Genomic DNA, 21,314 nt, shown 5'->3' on the forward strand with positions numbered 1-21,314 from the left:
ACCCAACCCGGTCGCCGGTCGCGACGCCGGCTCAGCCGATACTGATCTGATGCCACGACGTACGCCGCCGGTCGCCGAACTGGTCGAACGCGCCCGGGCCGGTGAGTCCCGGGCGGTCGCCCGGTTGATCTCGCTGGTCGAGGACGAGTCGCCGCTGCTGCGCGAGGTGATGGCCGCGCTCGCGCCGCACGCGGGGCAGGCGCACATCGTCGGCATCACCGGCTCGCCCGGCGTGGGCAAGTCGACGTCCACGTCAGCGCTCGTCTCGGCGTACCGGGCCACCGGCAAACGCGTCGGCGTACTGGCGGTCGACCCCTCGTCGCCCTTCTCCGGTGGGGCTTTGCTCGGGGATCGGGTCCGCATGCAGGACCACGCGACGGACTCCGGCGTGTTCATCCGGTCGATGGCGTCGCGCGGGCACCTGGGCGGTCTGGCGTGGTCGACCCCGCAGGCCCTGCGGGTGCTCGACGCGGCCGGCTTCGACGTCGTACTGGTGGAAACCGTCGGTGTCGGACAGTCCGAGGTGGAGATCGCCGGCATGGCGGACACGACGCTGATCCTGCTCGCGCCGGGGATGGGCGACGGGATCCAGGCCGCGAAGGCCGGCATCCTCGAGGTCGGCGACATCTACGTGGTCAACAAGGCCGACCGCGACGGCGTGCAGAACGTCACCCGCGACCTGCGCGCGATGCTCGCCCTGGCCGAGCGCGACGCCGACGCGTGGACGCCGCCGATCCTGAAGACCGTCGCGAGCCGCAACGAGGGCGTCGACGAGGTCGTCACGGCGATCGAGGAGCGGCTGGTGTGGATGCGCGCGTCCGGCATACTGGAGGATCGGCGCCGCAGCCGGGCCCGCGACGAGATCGAGGCCATCGCGATGACGGCCCTGCGCTCGCGCTTCGCGCACCTGCACGGTGACGCCCGCCTGGACGTCCTCGCGGCCAAGGTCGCGACCGGCGCCACCGACCCGTACTCAGCGGCCGACGAACTGATCTCCGCGCTCTGAGACGTCTCGCTGCGACAGCTGATGACTCTCTGTCACAGTGTCGGCCGAAGGTGGTTGGATGGTTCCGAATACGGGCAGGTAACCCGGCGCATCCGGGCGGTGAGCGATCTGCGTCTCACGGCGGCGCGCCGGTGGCTGCCATGCCCCCCGATCCGTAACACAATGGGACTTGTAGCTGGTGAGCATCATGCTGTGGGCTGTGTTCAGTCAGTGACAGATGGTGACTATCCGTGATAGAAACACAGTCGACCGACAAGGTTTGCGAACGAGGAGTGGTGACATGCCGAAGAAGCTGCTGATCTGGCTGGTCATCGCCTTTGCGGCGTTCTACCTGTTCACCCAGCCAGAGGGTGCTGCGGACGCCGTAGGAGGTGCGTTCTCGGCCGTCGGTGATGCGTTCGGGAGCGTGATCACGTTCCTGTCCGCGCTGTTCAACTGATCATTGCGTCAAGTGTCCCGGCACGACCGTTCGTGCGGGACACTTGGCTGTAAGGATCGTGGCCGAAGGGCCGACAGCGGGGTGGACAGGGGAGTGAGTGGATGGCCGGAATAGGCCTGTTCCGGATTTTCGATCCGAAGGTCCGGCGCCATCTCATCTCGGACGAGGGCGAAGTCGTCATCGACGAGGTGCGGCACCACTGGGTGGTGTTCGCGGTGCCGATGCTCGAGGTCGCGCTGGCGACGGTGCTGCTCGCCGTCACGCTGTGGCAGACCCCCGGAGCGGCGGCCGTCGCGCTGCTGGCGATCGTGCTGATCCTGCTCGGGCACGCCTTCTGGCGTTTCCTCAGCGAGCACCGGGACCGGTTCGTCGTCACCAACATGCGCGTCATGCGCATCCGGGGCGTGTTCTCCCAGACCGTCGCGACGACGCCGATCGCGCGAATCCTCGACATCACCCTGCAGAAACCGATCACCGGAAGGTTCCTCGGCTACGGCCACTTCGTCTTCGAGTCGGCCGCGCAGGACCAGGGTTTCCGTGAGATCCGGTTCGTCAGCCGTCCCGACGACCGCGACCTGACCATCCAGCGCGTCATCCAGCGGACCGGCCTGCGGGCCTCGGCCTCGGTCGACGTAGTCCAGTCCGACGACGATGACGACACCGACGACGACGGTACCGGCCCGATCGGGATGGACACCGCGCAGGAGGTCACCACGACCATCCCGCGCCAGGCCCCCGCGGCCTCGGCGTCCACCCGGGTGGCCAGCAGCAGTTCGAAGTCGATCTTCAACAGCGAGCAGGCCAACTGGACCGACCAGGACCGCGACGACTAGCCCGTACGGCGTACTGCCCGAAGTTTTCTTCCAGCACAGGTCAAGATCCCGCGACCGGGTCCGACCTGATGGCGAGGGTCCGCCGCCCGGCGGTCCTCGTCATCACAGGAGGAACACGTGGCGCAACTGCTGAAGGTCCAGAACTTCAACGTCTCGAGCGACGGGATCGCCGCCGGGTTCGGTGATCTCCAGACGCTGGAGAGCCCGTTCGGTCTGCCCAGCCCCGAGCGCCTGTTCGGCTGGGCGGGCGCCACCGCGAGCTGGCCCAACCGCACCGAGCCCGGCGGCAGCCGCGGCCTGGACGACTTCCTGACCCGCGACTTCACCCACAACATCGGCGCCGAGATCATGGGCCGCAACAAGTTCGGCCCGTACCGCGGCCCGTGGGAGAACGAGGACTGGCGCGGCTGGTGGGGCGACGAGCCGCCGTTCCGTACGCCGGTGTTCGTGATGACCCACCACGTGCGCCCGTCGTACCGGCTCTCGGACACCACGTTCCACTTCGTCGACGGCGACCCCGCGACCGTGCTCGCCCAGGCCCAGGAAGCCGCCGAGGGCAAGGACGTCCGGATCGGCGGCGGGGTCACGACCATCCGCCAGTTCCTCGACGCCGGCCTGATCGACACTCTCCACGTCGCCGTCTCCCCGATCGAGCTCGGCTCCGGTCTTCACCTTTGGAAGTCCCCCGACGAACTGCTCGACCGCTACCACCTGGACGTCGTACCGAGCCCGAGCGGCGTGACCCACCACCTTTTCTGGCGCAAGTAGCGGCATGATCCAGGCGGGGCGGCCGGCAGTGCGGGTCTCGAGAAGTCGTCAGTCTCGCCGGGCGATCCTCGGACGAGCGGGGTCCTCGTTGTCGACCACGATCTGCGCCCGCGACCGCGGCCGGATCTGGTCGACGTACAGGCGCTCGCCGGGGATGTACCTGCTGCGGTAGCGCTCCGCGGCCGCGGCCGCGGACGTCATCCACGCCTGGTCGCGGGCGGTCCCGCGCCGCAGGACCTCGTCGAAGCTGACGTCCACGTAGATCCGCAGGTCCCAGTGGTCGATCAGGGCCGGCACCTGCAGGAACGCGCCGTCTGCCACCAGTACGGCGTCCGGAGCCGCCGTGTGAACGGATGCCTCGGCCAACGCCCGGCCGTTGGATTCCCTGATCGCGGTCGTGTACCGCCGGTCGCCTCCCGGCCCGAGCGGCACCAGCAACCGCTCCCGGATCGCATCGTGGTCCCAGCTGTCCAGGTAGTAGCTCTCCGGCGATTCGACCGGGTACGCCGTGCGCAACTCCGGCGCCCGCTTGAAGTAGTCGATACCGGCCCGAACGACCTCACGGGTGGTCCGGCTCCGCAGTACGCCGGCCAGCTCGTCCGCGAGCGTCGTCTTGCCCGCCGCCGAACAACCGTCGACCGCGACCCGCACCGGGTGCACCCGCTCGACGCTCAGGATCGCATCGGCCAACCCGGCCAGAACCCCGCTCCGCTGGCTCATTGCGTCTCCTTCTCGTTTCGGCTGTTTCGGATAGGATGGAGCCGAGAGGGGGTACCGTGGCTGCGAAGAAGAGCGTAAGTGCTGTTCGGAAGGTAAGAGCGAAGAAGCTCGCCGGGTCTGCGGCGCGCAGGCACGGTTCGGGTCATGACGCGGCGTCGGGCCTTGCCGCGACGGCGCCGACTCGAACCAAACGCCGTCGGAAGCCGGCTGAGGAGTCAGGTCACAAGCCTCCGGCGCAGCTGGCAGGGGCTTCTCGGCGGGGTGCGTTGCTGATGCCGATCGCATCACCTCCGCGCGACCGGCTTCGGGAGCTCGAAATGATCGTCGCCAGGGGTGGAGAGATCACGATCGTCGAAGGTCAGTCCAGCCTGAAGGTCGATGGACAGACACTTGCCGCGATTCGTCAGATCCTCGCCGCACTCAGTTCCGGTTCGGTGACCTTGGTTCTCGGCAACACCCGCGACACAGAGTTGACCAGCCAAGAGGTGGCTGACCTGCTGAACGTCTCCCGGCCGCACGTGGTCAAGCTCGCCCGCGAAGGCAAGCTCTCGCACAAGATGGTGGGGAATCGTCACCGGTTCCTGCTCTCCGACGTCCAGGAGCACGGCCGGCGCCACCGGCTGGAACGTGAGCAGGCGCTGACGGCGATGGTCCCCGGCGATGGCTACGACCCGGCGGACTTCTGACGGATGTCGTCCGTGCTGCCGGAGTGGCCCGTAGCCGCTCTTGACGCGTGTGTGCTGATTCCTCCGGGCCTACGGGACCTGTTGCTGTCGTGCGCCCACGAATCAGTGTTTCGCCCTGTCTGGCAGGACGAAATTCTCGACGAGGTGCGACGGAACTCGGTGACGCAGCTGATCGAGCGGTCGGAGCTGTCCAAGGACGCGGCGGTTGCTGCCGTGGGGCAGACCATGGCTCAGATGCATCGAGCGTTTCCCGACGCATGTGTGCCGGGCGAGTTCTGGATTCCCCTGGTGCCTGACCTGACGTGTCATCAGAAGGACCGGCACGTTCTTGCTGTCGCGGTCGGCGTCGAGGCAACCCACCTGGTGACCGACAACACGCGGGACTTCCCGGTCGCGTCTCGGCCGGCAGGGCTTGCCGTCCTGAAGCCGGACCGATTCATGCTGGAGCGAATGGCCGCTGTGCCCGATCTGGTGCTGGAGGCTGTCGAAGGCATGTCCAACCGGATGCGAAACCCGCGGAAGACCCCGGCCGAGTTGGCGGCGTACATGGCCAAAGGGCAGCACCTTCGGCGTTTCGGCGTGCAGCTCGGGGAGATGCTTGCGGGCTCCTGAGCGGCCGGTCATGCCCGGCAGGATCGGCCGGTTTCGGCGTTGGTGGTGGCGGCGGTGATGACCTTGTCGAGTCTGTCGCGGGTGGTGAGGAGGGCCGTGGCCTGCTCGGTGATGCGGTCGCGTTCGGTCGCGAGGCGGGTGATGAGCGCGGGAGTGGCGCGGCCGTCGACGACGCAGGGGAGGAGGTCGACGATCGACTTGCTGGACAGGCCCGCGGCGTACAACTCCTGGATGAGCTGGACTCGGTCGACCGCGCTCTCCGGGTAGAGGCGCTGGCCGCTGGGGCTGCGGGTGGCGTCGAGGAGGTCGTGCTCTTCGTAGTACCGGAGGGCGCGGACGCTGACTCCTGCTCGGGTGGCTAGTTCGCCGATGCGCATGGTGACCTCCGTAACAAGACTTGCCCCTGACGTCAGCGTCAGCTTTTAGCGTGGATCCATGATGACATCGAACGCCGGGTTGACGCCGGCGAGTCCCATTGTTTCGGTCAAGCCGGTGGTGCTGGCGGCGCCGGGTCGTGGTGTGGACCTGAGGGTGAAAGTCAGCGCGCCGGTGAGCGGCGGCGCGCTGCCGGCCGTTGTGCTGTCGCACGGCCACGGGTCGTCCTTGGAGGGATATGGGCCGCTGGCGGACTTCTGGGCTGCTCACGGGTTTGTGGTGATCCAGCCGACGCATCTCGATTCGAGGACCGTTGGGCTGTCGCCGGATGACCCCCGTACGGCGAGGTTGTGGCGGTATCGGGTCGAAGATCTGAAGCGCATCCTCGACCAACTGGATCTGCTCGAGGCCGCCGTACCGGGGCTTGCCGGGCGGGTCGACCGGGATCGGCTGGCGGTGGCCGGTCATTCGTTCGGCGGTCAGTCGGCGGGGGTCCTGCTGGGCTTGCGAGTGCTCGAACCGGCTCGCGAAGTCCTCTCCGACTCGCGGGTGCTCGGTCCAGTAGGCGAGGATCTCTCGGACTCGCGGGTCAAGGCCGGCGTACTGATCGCGACCGCGGGCAAGGGCGGCGCCGATCTGACGCCGTACGCGGCTGAACACTTCCCGTTCATGAATCCGGACTTCACCCACCTGACGGCGCCGGCCCTCGTCGTTGCCGGGGACAAGGACGACTTGCCGCTGACGCATCGCGGCCCGGAGTGGACGACGGACCCGTACCACCTCAGCCCTGGCGACAAGAGTCTGCTGACAGTGTTCGGGGGTGAGCACTCGCTGGGTGGCATTGCCGGGTACGAGGTCCGCGAGACGACCGACGAGGACCCAGATCGCGTCGCGCTGATCCAGCACACGACCTGGGCCTACCTCCGGCACGCACTCGGGATCGAGAGCGCGAGCTGGTCCGCGGTACGAAAGGAGCTGTCGGCAACCAGTAATCCTCGCGGGATGATCGAGTCCAAGCAGGGCTAGGACGCACGGTCGCCCGGCCCGGCCCGGTCCGCTCGATGCCGGTCCGCCCGCCCGGCCGGTCCGCCCGGCATCGAGGCCCGCCGACCTGCCCGGTCTCGAGGGCCGCCCGACCCTGCCTGCCCGGCGTCGAGGCCTGCCCGGCCTGCCCGGCCTGCTCGGTCTCGAAGGCTGCCGACCCGCCCGACCTACTGGTGCTGTTCGTCGCGCGGGAGGTCTTCTCGCTGCCGCTGACCGGTCTCGAGGCCCCCGTCGAGGAAGAACGCGCGGACGTCCTCGGCGAGCAGGTCGGGGACCTCCATCGCGGCGAAGTGGCCGCCGCGGGGGAGCTCCGACCAGTGGACGATCTGGTAGCGGCGCTCGGCGAGGGGACGGACCGACTGTGTGATGTCGTGCGGGAGGACTGCGACGCCGACCGGTACGGGGCAGGGCTCGATGCGGCGTGGCGCGTCGTGGTGGAGGCGCGCCGAGGACGCGGCGGTGGCGGTCAGCCAGTACAGGGAGATGTCGGTCAGCATTCGGTCGTCATCAATCGGTGAGGCCGGGTCCGTCCACTGGGCGAAGCGCTCGGCGATCCAGGCCAGCTGGCCGACCGGTGAGTCGGTGAGCGCGTAGCCGATGGTCTGCGGGGCGCTGGCCAGCAGAGCTTGGTACGGCGGGCGGTTCGCCATCAGCTCCCTGGTTTTGGCGAGACGTGCCTCGTCGGTTGCGGACAGTTCGAGGTTCAGGTCGGGATCCGGGCGGGTGGGCAGGTAGTTGACATGAACGCCGACCACCCGCTCGGGTGCCACCGCGCCGAGGGCGAGCGAGATGCCCGCTCCGAAGTCGCCGCCGTGGGCGCCGAAACGGTGGTAGTCCAGGCGGCTCATCAGTTCGGCCCAGGCGCTTGCGATCCGGACGACGTCCCAGCCGCGTTCGTGGGTCGGCCCGGAGAAGCCGTAGCCGGGGATGGAGGGGACGACCAGGTGGAAGTCCTGCGCCAAGGGCTCGATCATGTCCAGGAACTCGAGGAACGAGCCGGGCCAGCCGTGGGTCAGGACCAGGGGGAGAGCGTCGGGCTTGGGGGAGCGGACGTGCAGGAAGTGGATGTTCTGGCCGTCGATCTCGGTGGTGAAGTGCGGAAGCTCGTTGAGCTCGGCCTCGTGCTTGCGCCAGTCGTACGTCGTGCGCCAGTGGTCGGCGAGCTCTTGGAGCCGGGCCAGCGGGAAGCCGTAGTCCCAGCCGGCGTCGTCGACCTCGTTGGGCCAGCGGGTGCGGGCGAGGCGGTCGGTGAGGTCGTCGAGGTCGGCCTGGGGGACGGCGATGCGGAAGGGCTTGATCATGCTGCTCGGCTCCTGCTGGTCGTTAGTGGGATTAACGTTAGGACAACTAACGTTTATGGTCCGAACGATAACACGATCGTTGGGAGGACTAACGATTCGCTAGGGTGGGGGGATGGAGAACTCGTCCGACAAGGCGTCCCCTGCGTGGATGAAGCTGCCCAGCTGGCTGTTGTCGCAGACCGCCGGTCATTCGCAGCGACTGCTGGCGGAGGGTTTCGCGTCGGTAGGCGCGCGGGGGTACCACTACCGGCTGCTGGCGACCCTGGAGGAGTTCGGGCCCGCGAGCCAGGCCGAGCTGGGGCGACGGAGCGGGATTCATCTCAGCGACATGGTGGCGACCCTCAACGAGTTGGCCGAGGAGTCTTTCGTCGAGCGTTCGCCGGATCCGGGTGATCGGCGGCGCAACGTGATCTCGCTGACCGCGGCGGGCAAGCGACGGCTGCGGGTGCTGGAGGGGCAGTTGGCCCAGACCCAGGACGAACTGCTGGCACCGCTGTCACCGGCGGACCGCCGAAAGCTGACCGGCTTGCTGACCAGGCTTCTGGCCCACCACGACCAGCAAGCCGGCGAGGCCGAAGGTCCCTGGCGCTGAGCGGCACCGGAGCGGCGGTCGCCGTGGGCGCGGCGATCGCCGGGCGGGGCCTGTGGGTGGAAGGAGGGCGATGAGCCACACGCACCAGGTGGAGATCGACGGTGAGGTGGTCACCAAGACGTACGTCGACTGGAGCCGGGGCGAGCATCTACGGGAGTGGACCGTCCTACAGGTGGTCTCCGCGGCGAGACCCGACTTGGTGCCGGTCCCGCTCGAACTCACCTTCGCCGCACCGGGCGGAGAGACCGGACCGGATGGGGGAGCAAGTCCGGCGCCGGGAGGGCGAGCAGCCGGGGAAGCGCATCCGATGTCAGGTGGGGGAGCGGGGCCGCTGCCGGAAGCGGGAGCGGGGCCTGTGCTGGGTGCGGGATCGGGTGGGGGTGTGCGGCCGGCGCCGGGAGGGCGAGCGGCTGGGGGAGCGGGGCCGCTGCCGAGTGCGGGAGCGGGGCCTGTGCTGGGTGTGGGAGCGGGGCAGGTGCCCGGGGCGGGTGGGGGAGCGGGGTCGCTGCCGGGTGGGGGAGCGGAGTCCGTGCTGGGTGCGGGATCGGGTGGGGGTGTGCGGCCGGCGCCGGGAGGGCGAGCGGCTGGGGGAGCGGGGCCGCTGCCGGGAGCGGGAGCGGAGTCCGTGCTGGGTGCGGGATCGGGTGGGGGTGTGCGGCCGGCGCCGGGAGGGCGAGCGGGTGCGGGACCGGGGCCGCTATCGGGTGCGGGACCGGGGCCTGTGCTGGGTGCGGGAGCGGGGCAGGTGCCCGGGGCTGGTCGGGGAGCGCATCCGGTGCCGGGTGAGGGAGCGGCTGGGGGAGCGGGACCCGTACTGGAAGCGGAAGCGGGTGGGGGAGCGGGACCCGTACTGGAAGCGGAAGCGGAAGCGGGTGGGGGAGCGGGACCCGTACTGGAAGCGGAAGCGGGATCGGGTGGGGGAGCGGGGCCGGTGCCGCGAGGGAGTGCGGCTGGAGGAACGGGGTCGCTGCCGGCTGCTGGATCGCGGCCCGTGCTGGGTACGGGATCCGGATCCGGATCGGGTCAGGTGCTCGGGTCGGGTCGGGGAGCGCATCCAGCGTCCGGGTCGGGAGCCCGAGTGGGTGGGGTGCCGGGGCTTGGAGGGGGAGCGGGCCCGATGTCCGGGGCGGAAGCGGATGCGGTGCCGGGGCCGGGAGGGGGTGTGCCGTCGGGGGTGGGTGCTGCGGTGGTGGGCGCTGCCTTGGCGGGGGTGCGGCCGGTGGTGCGCATGAGTCGGCTTCCTGGGTGGGCGTTGGGGGGAGCGTTGTCGGCGGCGCAGTTGGATGGGCTTCAGGTGGCGTTGGATGCGTTGTGGTCGGTTCGTTCGGGGGAGGTTGAGCCGATCGACTTCGAGGGATTTGTTGCGCGGGTCAGGCGAGGGATCTCCTCCTGGGATGGTGGAGGTCTCGTTGGCGAGGCCCATCGGGCCGCGGGGGAGTGGCTGGCGGGAACGGCGGTGGACGCGCTGGTGGAGCCGGCGCATCCTGTGATCGGGCACGGGGATCCGAACCTGGCGAACTACCTCTGGGACGGCGAGCGCGTGCGGATCATCGACTTCGAGGATGCCGGGGGCAGTGATCTCGCGGTGGAGCTGGCCAACCTCGTTGAGCACCTCGCGTCCCGTGGGACCGACTGGAGTGCGTTCCTCGGTCGCTACCCGGTGGATGCCGAGCGGCTCGCGGATGCGCGGCGACTGTTTGCGGCGTTCTGGCTCACGTTGATTCGCCCGGGTGGTCCGTCAGCTCATCGCAATCCGCCGGGAACCGCAGAACGACAAGCCGAACGCTTCCTTGGGCTGCTCGAGTAGCCGACGCCGACGCCGGCATCGCGGTCTGCTGTGCGACGCCGACGCCGACGCCGACGCCGAGGCCGACGCCGGCATCGGCCCAGCTGCATGTGGTGGTTCGCCGTCGCCGGCCATCGACGCGCGGTGGTTCGAGTTGGTCGGCGGAAATTGTCGGAGCAGTGGGCCAGACTGCTGGAATGGCTGCTGACTTCGTACAGAGTGACCAGTTTCAGGGTGGGCGGATTCATCTGTCGAACCTTGCCGGGCTCGAGATTCGCGACTGTGAGGTCGACGGGCTGAAGATCGTCGACTGTTACGGGAGCGAGGTCTCTCTCGGTGGGGACTTCGAGCGCCTCGTGGTGAACGACGTCGACGTGACCGCGTACGTCGAGGGAGAGCTCGACCGGCAGCACCCCGCGCGGCGGATGGCGCGTGAGGTGCAGACCCCTGACGACTACCGCGCGGTCTGGGATGTCGTCGAAGCCCAGTGGGCGGAGACGATCGAGCGCGCCAGAAAGTTGCCTGAGGCAACGCTTCAAGAGCGGGTCGATGGGGAGTGGTCGTTCGTGGAGACCCACCGGCACCTGCTGTTCGGCAGTGATGCCTGGCTCGGGAACGCGGTGCTCGAGGAGGCCGAGCCGTACCACCCGCTGGGTTATCCGGCCGGTGGGATGCCGGCCGAGGAGTCGGCCAAGCTCGGGCTCACCACCGACGCCAAGCCGTCGCTCGATGAGGTCCTCGCGCTGCGGCGGGCGCGGATGGCCGTCATGCGTCGGACCGTCGACGCGCTCACCGAGGCCGAGCTCGACCGCGTCTGCGGGCGCAAGCCGGCCGATCCCTACCCGGACCAGGAGTACGTCGTACGGCGTTGCCTGAAGGTGATCCTGAAGGAGGAGGCCGAGCACCACCGGTACGCCGTACGGGACCTGGCGAAACTGCAGGCGTAGACGGTGTCGGATCGCGGCCGCGGCGTTCGTTGCAGGGATGAACGACCACAGACGAGGAGAGCACCGTGACCGCGATCTACACCTACGACATCTTCGCCAGCCTCGACGGCTTCGCCTCGTACGACGCTCCCGGCGACTGGGGCGGCTACTGGGGCAAGCATGGCCCGGAGTTCCTCGAACGCCGCCTTGCCCTGTACGGCGAGGAGCAGCGCCTGGTCCTCGGCGCGACCACCTTCCGCCAGATGGCGGAGATGCTGGGCTCGATCGAGCTCGACCCGGTGAACGCCCGGATGCGTAGCCTGCCGACCACGGTCGTGTCGACCACCCTCGAAGGCCCGCTCGACTGGCCCGACGCGACCGTCGTGACCGGCGTCGACGCCATCGCCCGGCTCAAGGAGGAGTCGCCGATCCCGCTGCGGTCGAACGGCAGCCTGTCCCTCAACCGCGCGCTGATGGCCGCGGGCCTCGTCGATCGCGTGCAACTGACGATCTTCCCGGTGATCACCGGCCGGACCGGCGCCGAACCGGTCTTCCAGGGCGCCGCCGACTTCGACCTCGAGCTGCTCGAGAGCCGGACCCTCGACGGCAACATCCAGGAGCTCATCTACCGACCGACCCTCCACGACTGACACCCCACGCGGTCCGCCCGTCCTGCGCCGGCCGGAACGTGCTCAGCACCTACGACCGACGCCCACGGCTGCCGCTCGCCGCCCACGACTGACAGCCCAGCGCCGACACAGCTACCGCCGACACAACTACCGCCGATAAGCCCCGTACCGCCGCAGCCAATCAGCCTGGACCTCCGGCGGATGCGCGTCCTGCACGCAGAACTCGTTGCCCTCCGGGTCGGCCATCACGATCCACGGCCGGCCCTCGCCCTGCCCAATGTCGACGCACGTAGCGCCCAGCGTCTCCAGTCGGGCGACCTCCGCCGCCTGGTCCTCGGGGCGCAGGTCGAGATGCAGCCGGTTCTTGCCCGACCGGGCCTCGGGCACCTTGATGAACAGCAGGTCGGCCACCACGCAGTCCTCGCGACTCCCCTCGGGCGGCTCAACAACCCACTCGGGATCCACGTCACGGCTGATCACCCAATCCAGCGCCTCCGCCCAGAACCTGGCCAGCCGGCCGGGATCGGCGGAGTCGACGATCAGTGCACCGATGCGCAGGCCCATGCGGCCACCGTACGGACGGCGGCCGCGCGACGTCGACGGAGTTTCAGCGCAGGTGCTTGATGACCTCGGCGAACGCGTGAAGCGATCGACCAAGACACGACATCTGGACGCCGAGGTCGACGGCCTGAGCGTGCACTACCGCGAGGCCGGCGTACGGTCGTCGACCGCGGTGGTCCTGCTGCACGGCTTCCCGAGCTCCTCCTACTCGTTCCGGGACGTGCTCCCGGCACTGGGCGAGCGCAACTACGTGATCGCCCCCGACCTGCCGGGCTTCGGTTTCTCGGACGCGCCACAGCTGGACGAGTGCACGTTCGAGCGCCTGGCGCAGGTCGTCGAAGCCCTGATCGCCGACGGCGACGCGTTGGCCGGCTGGATGCGTCACGCGGGACTGCGGCCGGCCGATGCCGCGCCGTCGTCCGCCGCCGACGACGTGCTGCTGCACGAAGCCCGGGCGCTCCGCAGCCTGCTCTGGCCGATCTTCGACGCGCAGGCCGACGGTCGCGACGTACCGGTCGAAGCTCTCGACGGGCTCCTCGGGGCAGCACGGAACGGCGAGGTCTCCTTGAGCTTCGACGGGACCATCACGCCCCGAGATGCCCGTGGCGCCCAAGCGTTTCTCGCCCTGCGCGGCATCGGGCTGGTGCTGAACCCGCCCGATCGTCCGGTCCGCAGGTGCGATCGCTGCGGCTGGTTCTTCCTCGACCACTCCCGCGGCCGCCGGCGCCGCTGGTGCAGCATGAAGACCTGCGGCAACCAGGCCAAGGCCGCCCGCTACCGCGCCACTCATCCCTGATCAGGTCGTGCACTCCGCGACGCGACCACGGAAGGCCTTGACGGCCTCTGGAGACCCGGACGTCTGTACGGCGCTGTCGTCGTGCCGGCCCCAGAGCCAGAGCAGCACGTCAGTGGGGTCGCCGTAGATCTCGGCGGCGACCTCGGCGTCGGTGTCGCGGGTGACGATCGCGCTGGTGGCGTCGGCCTTGATCGTCCAGGAGTTGCCGTCGGCGGTGACGCGGACGGTCGCGTCGACGGGCGCCGTCGTGTCGCCTTCGGCCCACCAGGGCCCGCCGACCATCAGCGTGAGCACCTCGTCGATGCCGTCGAGCGCGAGGTCGCGGTCGATCGGCGTCACGACGGCGTGGGCCAGCTCGGCGTCGACCCGGTGGACAACGGTTTCGAGGGCCATTCGGCGGTACCAGAAGCCCGAGGTCCGGTCCGACGGGGAGAAGGTCCAGGTCTCCAGCGACGTGCCGGCCTTCTCCAAGGCGTTCAGGAGGGCCGCCCGCGCTTCGTCGTACAGGGCCAGTGGTTCGCGGTCGGTGAGGTCCGGCGGCCACGGGTCGGGCAATCGGCCGAGGCGGAGGATCTCGATCTTGTGCAGGTACACGGTCGCGGTGTGCCGGACGACCGAGTCGACGGTCCAGCCGGGGCACGACGGTACGGCGGCGGTCAGGCCGAGGCGGGCGACTTCCGCGAGGCGGTCCGAATCGGCGCGCAGGCAGTCGAGGTAGAACGCAGCAGGCAACGACATCCGCAGAGCATGGCAGGTCCCACGGACAGTTCTGCCACGGCAGTGGCCGGGGACGGTTAGTGTTTCGGGCATGGCGAGGAAGAAACCGTTGCCGTTCGACCCGATCGACGAGGCTTCGCGGCAGTGGGGGCGGCGCTGGGGTGCGGTGGAGCAGATGCGGGCGGTGACCTCGCTGATGCGGGCCCAGCAGATCGTCATCGGTGAGCTGGACGAGATCCTGCGCAAGCACAACCTGAGCTTCGCCCGGTTCGAGGCACTCGTGCTGCTGACCTTCTCCCGCCGCGGGTCGCTCCCGCTCGGCAAGATGGGCGAGCGCCTGCAGGTCCACCCGACCTCGGTCACCTCGATCGTCCGGCGGCTGGAAGCGGCCGGCCTGGTCACCCGCACGCCGCACCCGGACGACGGCCGGGCCGTCCTCTGCGAGATCACCCCCGAGGGGCGCGAGCTGGTGGAAAAGGCCACCGACGACCTGGTCAAGGCCGACTTCGCGCTGCGCGGACTGACCGACGAGCAGCTCAAGGTGCTCTGGTCCGTGCTCGAGCCGCTGCGGCACAACGCCGGCGACTTCTGAGGCAGGAAAACCCGCCCGACACCTCCCCGCGCTGGGAAATAGTTGGACGTCCTAGTATTTTGGGGTCATGGACGCTGAGCAGATCGGTGCCGGCCGCAGCCGGTGGCAGGCGCGGTACGACGCTTCCCGGCGGCGGGAGGCAGACTTCACCACGCTGTCCGGCAGCGAGGTGGAGCCGGTCTACGGCCCGCCCGAGGGGTACGACGACCCGCGGATGGAGCGGATCGGCTGGCCGGGCGAGTTCCCGTTCACCCGCGGGCTGTACGCGACGGGGTACCGGGGGAGGACCTGGACGATCCGGCAGTTCGCCGGGTTCGGCAACGCCGAGGACACCAACGCGCGCTACAAGATGATCCTGAACGGCGGCGGTGGCGGCCTCTCGGTCGCGTTCGACATGCCGACGCTGATGGGGCGCGACTCCGACGACCCGAAGTCGCTGGGTGAGGTCGGGCACTGCGGTGTCGCGATCGACTCGGCGACCGACATGGATCGCCTGTTCAAGGACATCCCGCTGCAGGACGTCACCACGTCGATGACGATCTCCGGGCCCGCCGTACCGGCCTTCGTGATGTACCTGGTCGCCGCCGAGCGGCAGGGCGCCGACATCACCAAGCTCAACGGCACGCTGCAGACCGACATCTTCAAGGAGTACATCGCCCAGAAGGAGTGGCTGTTCCCACCGGAGCCGCACCTGCGCCTGATCGGCGACCTGATGGAGTACTGCGCCGCCAACATCCCGGCGTACAAGCCGCTCAGCGTCTCCGGCTACCACATCCGCGAGGCCGGCTCGACGGCCGCGCAGGAGCTGGCCTACACGCTGGCCGACGGTTTCGCGTACGTCGAGCTCGGGCTGAGCCGCGGGCTCGACGTCGACGTGTTCGCGCCCGGCCTGTCGTTCTTCTTCGACAGCCACCTGGACTTCTTCGAGGAGATCGCCAAGTTCCGCGCGAGCCGGCGGATCTGGGCCCGGTGGCTGCGCGACGAGTACGGCGCGAAGACCGGCAAGGCGCAGTGGCTGCGGTTCCACACCCAGACCGCGGGCGTCTCGCTGACCGCCCAGCAGCCGACGCTCAACGTCGTCCGGACCGCGGTGGAGGCGCTCGCCGCGGTGCTCGGCGGCACGAACTCCCTGCACACCAACGCGCTCGACGAGACGCTCGCGCTGCCGACCGAGGGGTCGGCCGAGATCGCGTTGCGGACCCAGTCGGTGCTGATGGAGGAGATCGGCGTCACCAACGTCGCCGACCCGCTCGGTGGTTCCTGGTACGTCGAGGCGCTGACCGACCAGATCGAGGCCGAGGCCGAGGCGATCTTCGCGCGGATCAAGGAGATGAGCCCGGACGGCACGATGACGGCAGGCATCCTGCACGGCATCGAGGAGGGCTGGTTCATGGCCGAGATCGCCGACGCCGCCTTCGAGTACCAGCAGAAGCTGGAGAAGGGCGAGAAGAAGATCGTCGGCGTGAACACGCTGACCGACACCGTCGCCGGCGAGCTGGAGATCCTCCGGGTCAGCCACGAGGTCGAGGTCGAGCAGTGCCGGGTGCTCGCGGAGCGCAAGGGGCAACGCGACGAGGACCAGGTGCGTCGTACTCTAACGGCGCTGGTCGCAGCGGCAAGGGGGACCGGCAGCCTGATCGAACCCATGCTGGAGGCGGCGCGTGCGGAGGCCACGATGGGGGAAATCTGTGACGTTCTTCGGATCGAGTGGGGCGAGTACCGAGAGCCCGCCCGCTTCTGAGGAGACCGTCGCCGAGGTCCCGCCGTCCACAGGACGCCGGCGGGGCCGTGCCTCCACCCAGGCTGACAAGCAGGCCCAGACCCCGGACAGCAGGGCCGTGGTGGTCTGCGGGTCCGACCGGACGATGCTCCGCGTCGTCACCGAGCTGGTCAGCTCCGGCGAGCAGGTCATCGCGATCGTCAACCCCGCCTCGCGGCACATCGAGCGGATCGGTGAGCTCGGCGCGCAGGTGATGGGCGTGCGGGTGGTCAGCGAGTCCGTCCTGCGGCGCGCCGGGATCGACAGCGACGGGACCAAGCCGTCGGCCGCGCGGGCACTGGTGCTGCTCGACGCGGACGACGTGCACAACGTCCACACCGCGCTGACCGCGCGCGACATGGACGAGAACTTGCGGATCGTCGTCCAGATGGTCAACCCGCGGATCGGCGCCCAGCTGCACCAGCTGCTCGGCGACTGCGTGGTGATCTCCGGGCCCTCGCTGGCCGCGCCCGCGTTCGTCGCGGACGCGCTGGAGGACGACGAGCTGACCTGGCTCGAGCTCGGCGGCCGCCGGATGGTGGCCGGCCCGGCCGCGCTGATCCGCGAGAAGGTCACGGTGCTGGCCGACACGACGTCGTCGGCCACGCCTGACCTGCTGCCGCAGTCCAGTGACGACCCGGCCGGGGACATCGTGCTCGGCACCGGCGTACGGCACGACGTACGGCGCAAGCGGGACGTACGACGTAAGGGCTGGGTGATGGCGACGCGGGACGTGCTCGACCGCCGGGTCCGGATCATCGCGGCCGTGATGGCTTCGCTCGTGGTGGTCGGTACGGCGCTGACGCACTGGATCACCGGCGTGGAGTGGCTGCGCGCGCTGTACCTGGTGATGGGCGCGGTCACGTCGGCCGGGATCGAGGACGACGTGTTCGCCGACGCCCCGCCGTACGCGAAGGTGGCGGCGGTGGTGGTGCAGCTGACCGGGATCGTGCTGGTCGCGCTGCTCACCGCGGTGATCGTCGACTCGCTGATCGGGGCGCGGCTGTCACGCGTGATCGGCGGGGTGCGCGGGCGGCCGCGCAACCACGTGATCGTCTGCGGGCTCGGGACCGTCGGCGCGCGGGTGCTGGAGATCCTGTCCGAGCGCGGGGTCGCGGTGGTCGGCGTCGAGCAGGACGAGGAGGCGCCCGGCGTACAGACTGCTCATCGGTTGCGGATCCCGGTGGTGATGGGCGACAGCAGCCAGGAGGAGACGCTGCGGCTGGCCGGTGCACCGCAGGCGCAGGCCGTGCTGGCGCTGACCGACGGAGACATCACCAACCTGGAGACCGCGATGGTCGTCCGGGACCTGAACGACGACGTCCGGATCACGATGCGGATGTTCGACCACGACCTGGCGCACAAGGTCGAGCGGATGCTCGGGCTCGGGCACAGCCGGTCCGTGTCGATGCTGGTCGCGCCGGCCATCGCGGCCGCGGTCGCGAACCGGCGCAGCCAGACGACCGTGCCGGCCGGACGCCGGGTGCTGCTGCTCACCGAGGTGACCGTCGAGCGGGACTCGGTCGCGGTCGGCCGACGGCTCGGCGAGCTGGACGAACCGGGCGGACTGCGGGTGCTGGCCAGGGCGGACGGCGTCGAGTGGGACTGGACGCCGACCTTCGAACGGGCGCTGCGCGCGGGCACCCGGCTGGCCGTCGCAGGGACCCGGAGCGGGCTGGCCAGACTGCTGCTGGTGACCCGCGCGCCACACCGGCCGGACCGGTCGGGGAGGATAGGACCATGAACCGAGACGTAGTGACCGGAGGGCAGCGGTGAGCCAGCCGAACTTCTCCCGACCTGGAGCGATCGACCTGTCGGCCTTCCGGCAGCCGCCCGCGCGTCCCGGCGGCGCCGGACCGGGTGGTCCGGGCGGCCCGGGGGCCGGTGGACCTGGCCCTGGTGGCCCGGCCGGACCTGGTGGCGTGACCGGCCCGTACGTGCTGAACGTGTCCGAGCCGACCTTCCAGTCGGACGTGCTCGAGCGGTCCGTCCAGCACCCCGTGGTGGTCGAGTTCTGGTCGCCGCGGTCCGAGGCGTCGGTGGCGCTGAGCCCGATCCTGGCCCGGCTGTCGACCGAGTACGACGGCAAGTTCGTGCTCGCCCGTGTCGACGTCGACGCGAACCCGCAGCTGGCCCAGGCGGTCGGCGTCCAGAGCATCCCGCTGGTGATCGCGGTGCTGCGCGGCCAGGTCGTGCCGCTGTTCCAGGGTGCGCTGGGTGAGCCCGAGGCCCGGCAGTACCTCGACCAGCTGTTCACGGTCGCGGTCGCGAACGGGATCACCGGTCGCGCCGAGCCGGTCGGGCCGGCGGCCGCCGGTGACGAGGCTGCTGAGCCTGAGTCGGACCCGCGGTACGAGGCCGCCGAGGATGCTGTCGCTGCCGGAGACCTGGACGGCGCGATCGCGGCGTACGAGGCTCTGCTCAGGGAGGCCCCGGCCGACGCCGAGGCGAAGGCCGGGCTGGCGCGCGTCCAGCTGGTCAAGCGGACGCGCGACGTACCGGCCGAGGTGCGCACGCGGGCGGCGGAGAACCCCGAGGACGTCGAGGCGCAGATGCTGGTCGCCGACGTGGACCTGATGGGCGGGCACGTCGAGGACGCGTTCGCCCGGCTGATCCGGACGATCCAGGCGACCGCGGGCGACGAGCGGAACACGGTGCGGCTGCACCTGCTGGAGCTGTTCGAGGTCGTCGGCGGTGACGACGAGCGGGTGATCCGCGCGCGCAAGCAGCTGATGACCGCGCTGTTCTAGAAGTCGGTGGGTGGCACCGGTCCGGTGCCACCCATTTCTTTGGCGTGGGGTGTGAACTATTGACAGTTGTGCTGTCAGGTTCTGAGAATCATTCACATGCCTGCCGCCGAGTCACCGCCCTCCAGCGTGGAGGCGCGCATCCGGGGGTTGCTGCCGTCGCTGAGCCCGGCGCAGGCGCTGGTCGCGCAGGAGGTCCTGCGGGATCCGGCGACCGTGGCTTCCTCCACGATCGGTGAGTTGGCCGCGCGCTGCGGTACGTCGCTGCCGAGCGTGACGCGTTTCTGTCTGGCGCTCGGGCTGCCTGGGTACGCCGAGCTGCGGCTGGCCCTCGCCGCTGAGAGCGGGCGCAGTTGGGAGCGGGGGACCGGCACCGAGGTCAGCCCGGACGACACGTTGGCCGACGTACTGCGGACTCTCCTGCGCTCGGACACCAAGGCGCTGGAGGACACCGTCGCGCAGCTCGACGTCGAGGCGCTCGGCGCGGCTGTTCGCGCGGTCGCGAGCGCACGACGGATCGACCTGTACGCCGTGGGCGGGTCCGCGTCCGTCGCCGAGGACCTGCGGTTGCGGCTGCACCGGATCGGTCACGTCGCGAGCTGCTGGAGCGACGTGCACAACGCTCTGACGACCGCCGCGCTGCTCGGTCCGGGAGATGTTGCCCTCGGCATCTCTCATACCGGGGAGACCAACGAGGTGCTCGAACCGTTGCGCCGGGCCCGTGCTCTCGGGGCCACGACCGTTGCCGTCACCAACTACCCGCGCTCGCCGCTGGCGCGGGCTGCGGATCTCGTGCTGGTCACCGCCGCGCGGGACATCACCTTCCGGACCGGCGGGATGGCCGGCCGGCACGCGCAGATGATCGTGCTCGACGCGCTGTACCTGGGGGTCGCGCAGTGCGACTACCAGCGTTCCACCCAAGCCTTCGACCGCACTGCCGAAGCGGTCGCCGACCACCGAACTCCCCACCGCTGAGCTCCACCGCCATGGAGGAACCATGCAAAGCCCCCACCAGAAGCTAGGCCCTACTCGCCGGACGCTGCTCCTGGGCGCCGGTGCCGCAGCCGCCGCGGCGGCTACTGCCGCACCCGCGGTCGCCGCACCCGGCTCCGACTCGGCCGGCTCCGCCGCGTCGGGCTCCGGCCCGGCCGCGGCGTCCTCGTCCCAAGTAGTTGCCACCAACAACATTCCGTCGCCGGACGACCTGCCGCTCACCGGCGGCCCGGACTTCCCCATCGGCCTGTTCTGGCCGCCGCACCCGTACGAGAGCACCGCCAAACGCTTCACCGAGATCGCCGACGCCGGCTTCGACTTCGTCCTGTCCGGCAACTACGCGAGTGACGGCAACATCTTCCAGTACCAGCTCGACCTGGCCCGCACCGCCGGCCTGCAGATGCTGATCTCCGACGACATCCAGATCCGCAACATGTCCCGCTGGTTCTCGATCTCCGACCAGCCGGCCGACTTCCTGAGCATCAGCCCCGCCGAGGCCCGCGAGTTCTACACCCGCGCCCGCGACGCCTACGGCCCGTACTCCTCGCTCGCCGGCTTCAACTTCTACGACGAGCCCGGCGCCGGCTGGTTCCCGACGCTGGCCAAGGCGCTCGCGATCTCCCGCGAGCTCGCGCCGCAGCTCCTGCCGTACGTCAACCTCCTGCCGTCCGACGACCCGGCGTACTACAACTCCTTCGTCGACGTGGTGAAGCCGTCGCTGGTCTCCTTCGACCGCTACCCATTGCTCGCGGACGGCCAGGAGGACGGCAACTACTTCCACAACTGGGCGATCGTCCGCGACGCCGCGCTGCGCGGCAACGTGCCGGCGTGGGTGTTCATCCAGACCCTCGCCTACAACGGTCACCGCGAACCGACCGCGGCCGAGCTGCTCTGGCAGGTCAACATCAGCCTCGCGTACGGCGCCAAGGGCATCCAGTACTTCACCTACTGGACGCCGGAGGCCGCTCGCGGCGAAGGTTTCGGGCCCGCGCTGATCACGGTCGACGGCAAGCGCACACCCCGGTACGCCGCAGCCAAGAACATCAACAACTCCTGGCTGCACCCCGTCGGGCGCGAGTTGAAGCCGCTGGTCTCGGAATCGGTCGTTCACGCCAACGAGACACCGCTGCCGAACGGGACGGTCGGCTTCACCCCGACCGACCTCGTCACCGCTGTGACGGGCTCCCCGACGGTGATCGGCACGTTCCGTTCCCGCGACGCGTCGTCGACCGACCGCTGGCTCCTGGTCGCCAACCGCTCCCACTCGACGGCCTCCCGGACGACGCTCACGTTCAACCCGGCGAAGGTGACGGGCGTCGACGTCTTCCACCCGGTGTCGGCCAAGTTCGGCGCGAACCGGGGGAGCGGCCTGCCGGTCAACCTCCCCGCGGGCGGAGCCCAGTTGCTCCACCTACACACCCGCTGACCCGCG

Annotated in this window: 23 protein-coding genes; 18 read left to right on the forward strand and 5 right to left on the reverse strand. The window is 69.9% G+C overall.

The features are described from left to right. The first annotated feature begins 49 nt into the window (after nucleotides 1-49). The 4 genes from meaB to ACLQ2O_RS40105 all read left to right on the forward strand — a co-directional run bounded on the left by meaB (nucleotide 50) and on the right by ACLQ2O_RS40105 (nucleotide 3,046). Nucleotides 50-1,006 carry a methylmalonyl Co-A mutase-associated GTPase MeaB gene (gene meaB / locus ACLQ2O_RS40090; protein WP_425842783.1) on the forward strand — a complete coding sequence of 319 codons (957 nt, stop codon included), beginning with the start codon at nucleotides 50-52 and terminating at the stop codon, nucleotides 1,004-1,006. Nucleotides 1,007-1,286: 280 nt separating this feature from the next. Continuing rightward, on the forward strand, nucleotides 1,287-1,445 hold the full coding sequence (locus ACLQ2O_RS40095; RefSeq protein WP_184796222.1) for a hypothetical protein: 159 nt from the start codon (nucleotides 1,287-1,289) through the stop codon (nucleotides 1,443-1,445). Nucleotides 1,446-1,546: 101 nt separating this feature from the next. Next, entirely contained in the window at nucleotides 1,547-2,278 is a 732-nt protein-coding gene (locus tag ACLQ2O_RS40100; RefSeq protein WP_425842786.1) for a PH domain-containing protein, read from the forward strand. A gap of 117 nt (nucleotides 2,279-2,395) precedes the next feature. Next, nucleotides 2,396-3,046: a dihydrofolate reductase family protein gene (locus ACLQ2O_RS40105; protein ID WP_425842788.1), complete on the forward strand. Its 651-nt coding sequence runs from the start codon at nucleotides 2,396-2,398 to the stop codon at nucleotides 3,044-3,046. 48 nt (nucleotides 3,047-3,094) lie between these two features. On the opposite strand, the gene ACLQ2O_RS40110 is transcribed toward ACLQ2O_RS40105, so the two are convergent. Beyond that, a complete protein-coding gene (locus ACLQ2O_RS40110) occupies nucleotides 3,095-3,766 on the reverse strand; it encodes a uridine kinase (RefSeq protein ID WP_425842790.1) in 672 nt (223 codons plus the stop codon). Nucleotides 3,767-3,822: 56 nt separating this feature from the next. Between ACLQ2O_RS40110 and ACLQ2O_RS40115 the strand changes: the two genes are divergently transcribed. Then, nucleotides 3,823-4,452 carry a helix-turn-helix domain-containing protein gene (locus ACLQ2O_RS40115; RefSeq protein WP_425842792.1) on the forward strand — a complete coding sequence of 210 codons (630 nt, stop codon included), beginning with the start codon at nucleotides 3,823-3,825 and terminating at the stop codon, nucleotides 4,450-4,452. Nucleotides 4,453-4,464: 12 nt separating this feature from the next. After that, entirely contained in the window at nucleotides 4,465-5,064 is a 600-nt protein-coding gene (locus tag ACLQ2O_RS40120; protein WP_425842794.1) for a hypothetical protein, read from the forward strand. A gap of 8 nt (nucleotides 5,065-5,072) precedes the next feature. Here ACLQ2O_RS40120 and ACLQ2O_RS40125 read toward each other — a convergent pair whose 3' ends face one another. Beyond that, on the reverse strand, nucleotides 5,073-5,441 hold the full coding sequence (locus ACLQ2O_RS40125) for a MerR family transcriptional regulator (protein ID WP_425842796.1): 369 nt from the start codon (nucleotides 5,439-5,441) through the stop codon (nucleotides 5,073-5,075). Nucleotides 5,442-5,499: 58 nt separating this feature from the next. On the opposite strand from ACLQ2O_RS40125, the gene ACLQ2O_RS40130 reads away from it, so the two are divergent. Then, entirely contained in the window at nucleotides 5,500-6,465 is a 966-nt protein-coding gene (locus ACLQ2O_RS40130; RefSeq protein WP_425842798.1) for an alpha/beta hydrolase family protein, read from the forward strand. 185 nt (nucleotides 6,466-6,650) lie between these two features. On the opposite strand, the gene ACLQ2O_RS40135 is transcribed toward ACLQ2O_RS40130, so the two are convergent. Then, on the reverse strand, nucleotides 6,651-7,784 hold the full coding sequence (locus tag ACLQ2O_RS40135; protein WP_425842800.1) for an epoxide hydrolase family protein: 1,134 nt from the start codon (nucleotides 7,782-7,784) through the stop codon (nucleotides 6,651-6,653). 112 nt (nucleotides 7,785-7,896) lie between these two features. On the opposite strand from ACLQ2O_RS40135, the gene ACLQ2O_RS40140 reads away from it, so the two are divergent. From ACLQ2O_RS40140 to ACLQ2O_RS40155, 4 genes are all read left to right on the forward strand, one after another. Next, complete coding sequence (locus tag ACLQ2O_RS40140) at nucleotides 7,897-8,376, forward strand: MarR family winged helix-turn-helix transcriptional regulator (RefSeq protein ID WP_425842802.1); 480 nt, start codon at nucleotides 7,897-7,899, stop codon at nucleotides 8,374-8,376. A gap of 1,228 nt (nucleotides 8,377-9,604) precedes the next feature. Next, complete coding sequence (locus ACLQ2O_RS40145) at nucleotides 9,605-10,183, forward strand: phosphotransferase family protein (protein ID WP_425842919.1); 579 nt, start codon at nucleotides 9,605-9,607, stop codon at nucleotides 10,181-10,183. Between the two features lie 176 nt (nucleotides 10,184-10,359). Further along, the gene (locus ACLQ2O_RS40150) at nucleotides 10,360-11,109 is read left to right on the forward strand and encodes a DinB family protein (RefSeq protein ID WP_425842804.1); all 750 of its coding nucleotides are present in this window, start codon (nucleotides 10,360-10,362) and stop codon (nucleotides 11,107-11,109) included. Between the two features lie 65 nt (nucleotides 11,110-11,174). Then, on the forward strand, nucleotides 11,175-11,738 hold the full coding sequence (locus tag ACLQ2O_RS40155; protein WP_425842806.1) for a dihydrofolate reductase family protein: 564 nt from the start codon (nucleotides 11,175-11,177) through the stop codon (nucleotides 11,736-11,738). A gap of 126 nt (nucleotides 11,739-11,864) precedes the next feature. On the opposite strand, the gene ACLQ2O_RS40160 is transcribed toward ACLQ2O_RS40155, so the two are convergent. Continuing rightward, nucleotides 11,865-12,281, reverse strand: coding sequence for a VOC family protein (locus ACLQ2O_RS40160; protein WP_425842808.1), 417 nt, complete (start codon nucleotides 12,279-12,281; stop codon nucleotides 11,865-11,867). Between the two features lie 52 nt (nucleotides 12,282-12,333). Between ACLQ2O_RS40160 and ACLQ2O_RS40165 the strand changes: the two genes are divergently transcribed. Continuing rightward, complete coding sequence (locus ACLQ2O_RS40165; RefSeq protein ID WP_425842810.1) at nucleotides 12,334-13,074, forward strand: alpha/beta fold hydrolase; 741 nt, start codon at nucleotides 12,334-12,336, stop codon at nucleotides 13,072-13,074. On the opposite strand, the gene ACLQ2O_RS40170 is transcribed toward ACLQ2O_RS40165, so the two are convergent. Further along, complete coding sequence (locus ACLQ2O_RS40170) at nucleotides 13,075-13,812, reverse strand: maleylpyruvate isomerase family mycothiol-dependent enzyme (RefSeq protein WP_425842812.1); 738 nt, start codon at nucleotides 13,810-13,812, stop codon at nucleotides 13,075-13,077. It lies immediately after the preceding gene. A gap of 70 nt (nucleotides 13,813-13,882) precedes the next feature. Between ACLQ2O_RS40170 and ACLQ2O_RS40175 the strand changes: the two genes are divergently transcribed. The 6 genes from ACLQ2O_RS40175 (at nucleotide 13,883) to ACLQ2O_RS40200 (ending at nucleotide 21,308) form a co-directional block, all read left to right on the forward strand. Then, nucleotides 13,883-14,383 (forward strand): MarR family transcriptional regulator, encoded by a 501-nt coding sequence (locus ACLQ2O_RS40175; RefSeq protein WP_344178894.1) that lies wholly within the window; start codon nucleotides 13,883-13,885, stop codon nucleotides 14,381-14,383. A 67-nt stretch (nucleotides 14,384-14,450) separates the two neighbouring features. Beyond that, complete coding sequence (locus ACLQ2O_RS40180) at nucleotides 14,451-16,124, forward strand: acyl-CoA mutase large subunit family protein (protein ID WP_425842814.1); 1,674 nt, start codon at nucleotides 14,451-14,453, stop codon at nucleotides 16,122-16,124. Then, nucleotides 16,072-17,886: an NAD-binding protein gene (locus tag ACLQ2O_RS40185; protein ID WP_425842816.1), complete on the forward strand. Its 1,815-nt coding sequence runs from the start codon at nucleotides 16,072-16,074 to the stop codon at nucleotides 17,884-17,886. Before ACLQ2O_RS40180 ends, ACLQ2O_RS40185 begins: the two co-directional genes overlap by 53 nt. A gap of 28 nt (nucleotides 17,887-17,914) precedes the next feature. Next, a complete protein-coding gene (locus ACLQ2O_RS40190) occupies nucleotides 17,915-18,892 on the forward strand; it encodes a co-chaperone YbbN (RefSeq protein ID WP_425842818.1) in 978 nt (325 codons plus the stop codon). A gap of 96 nt (nucleotides 18,893-18,988) precedes the next feature. Further along, complete coding sequence (locus tag ACLQ2O_RS40195; RefSeq protein WP_425842820.1) at nucleotides 18,989-19,864, forward strand: MurR/RpiR family transcriptional regulator; 876 nt, start codon at nucleotides 18,989-18,991, stop codon at nucleotides 19,862-19,864. A 22-nt stretch (nucleotides 19,865-19,886) separates the two neighbouring features. Further along, complete coding sequence (locus ACLQ2O_RS40200) at nucleotides 19,887-21,308, forward strand: hypothetical protein (protein ID WP_425842822.1); 1,422 nt, start codon at nucleotides 19,887-19,889, stop codon at nucleotides 21,306-21,308. Nucleotides 21,309-21,314: the final 6 nt, after the last annotated feature.

The sequence above is a fragment of the Kribbella sp. DT2 genome, assembly GCF_049844575.1.
Classification (GTDB): Bacteria; Actinomycetota; Actinomycetes; order Propionibacteriales; family Kribbellaceae; genus Kribbella.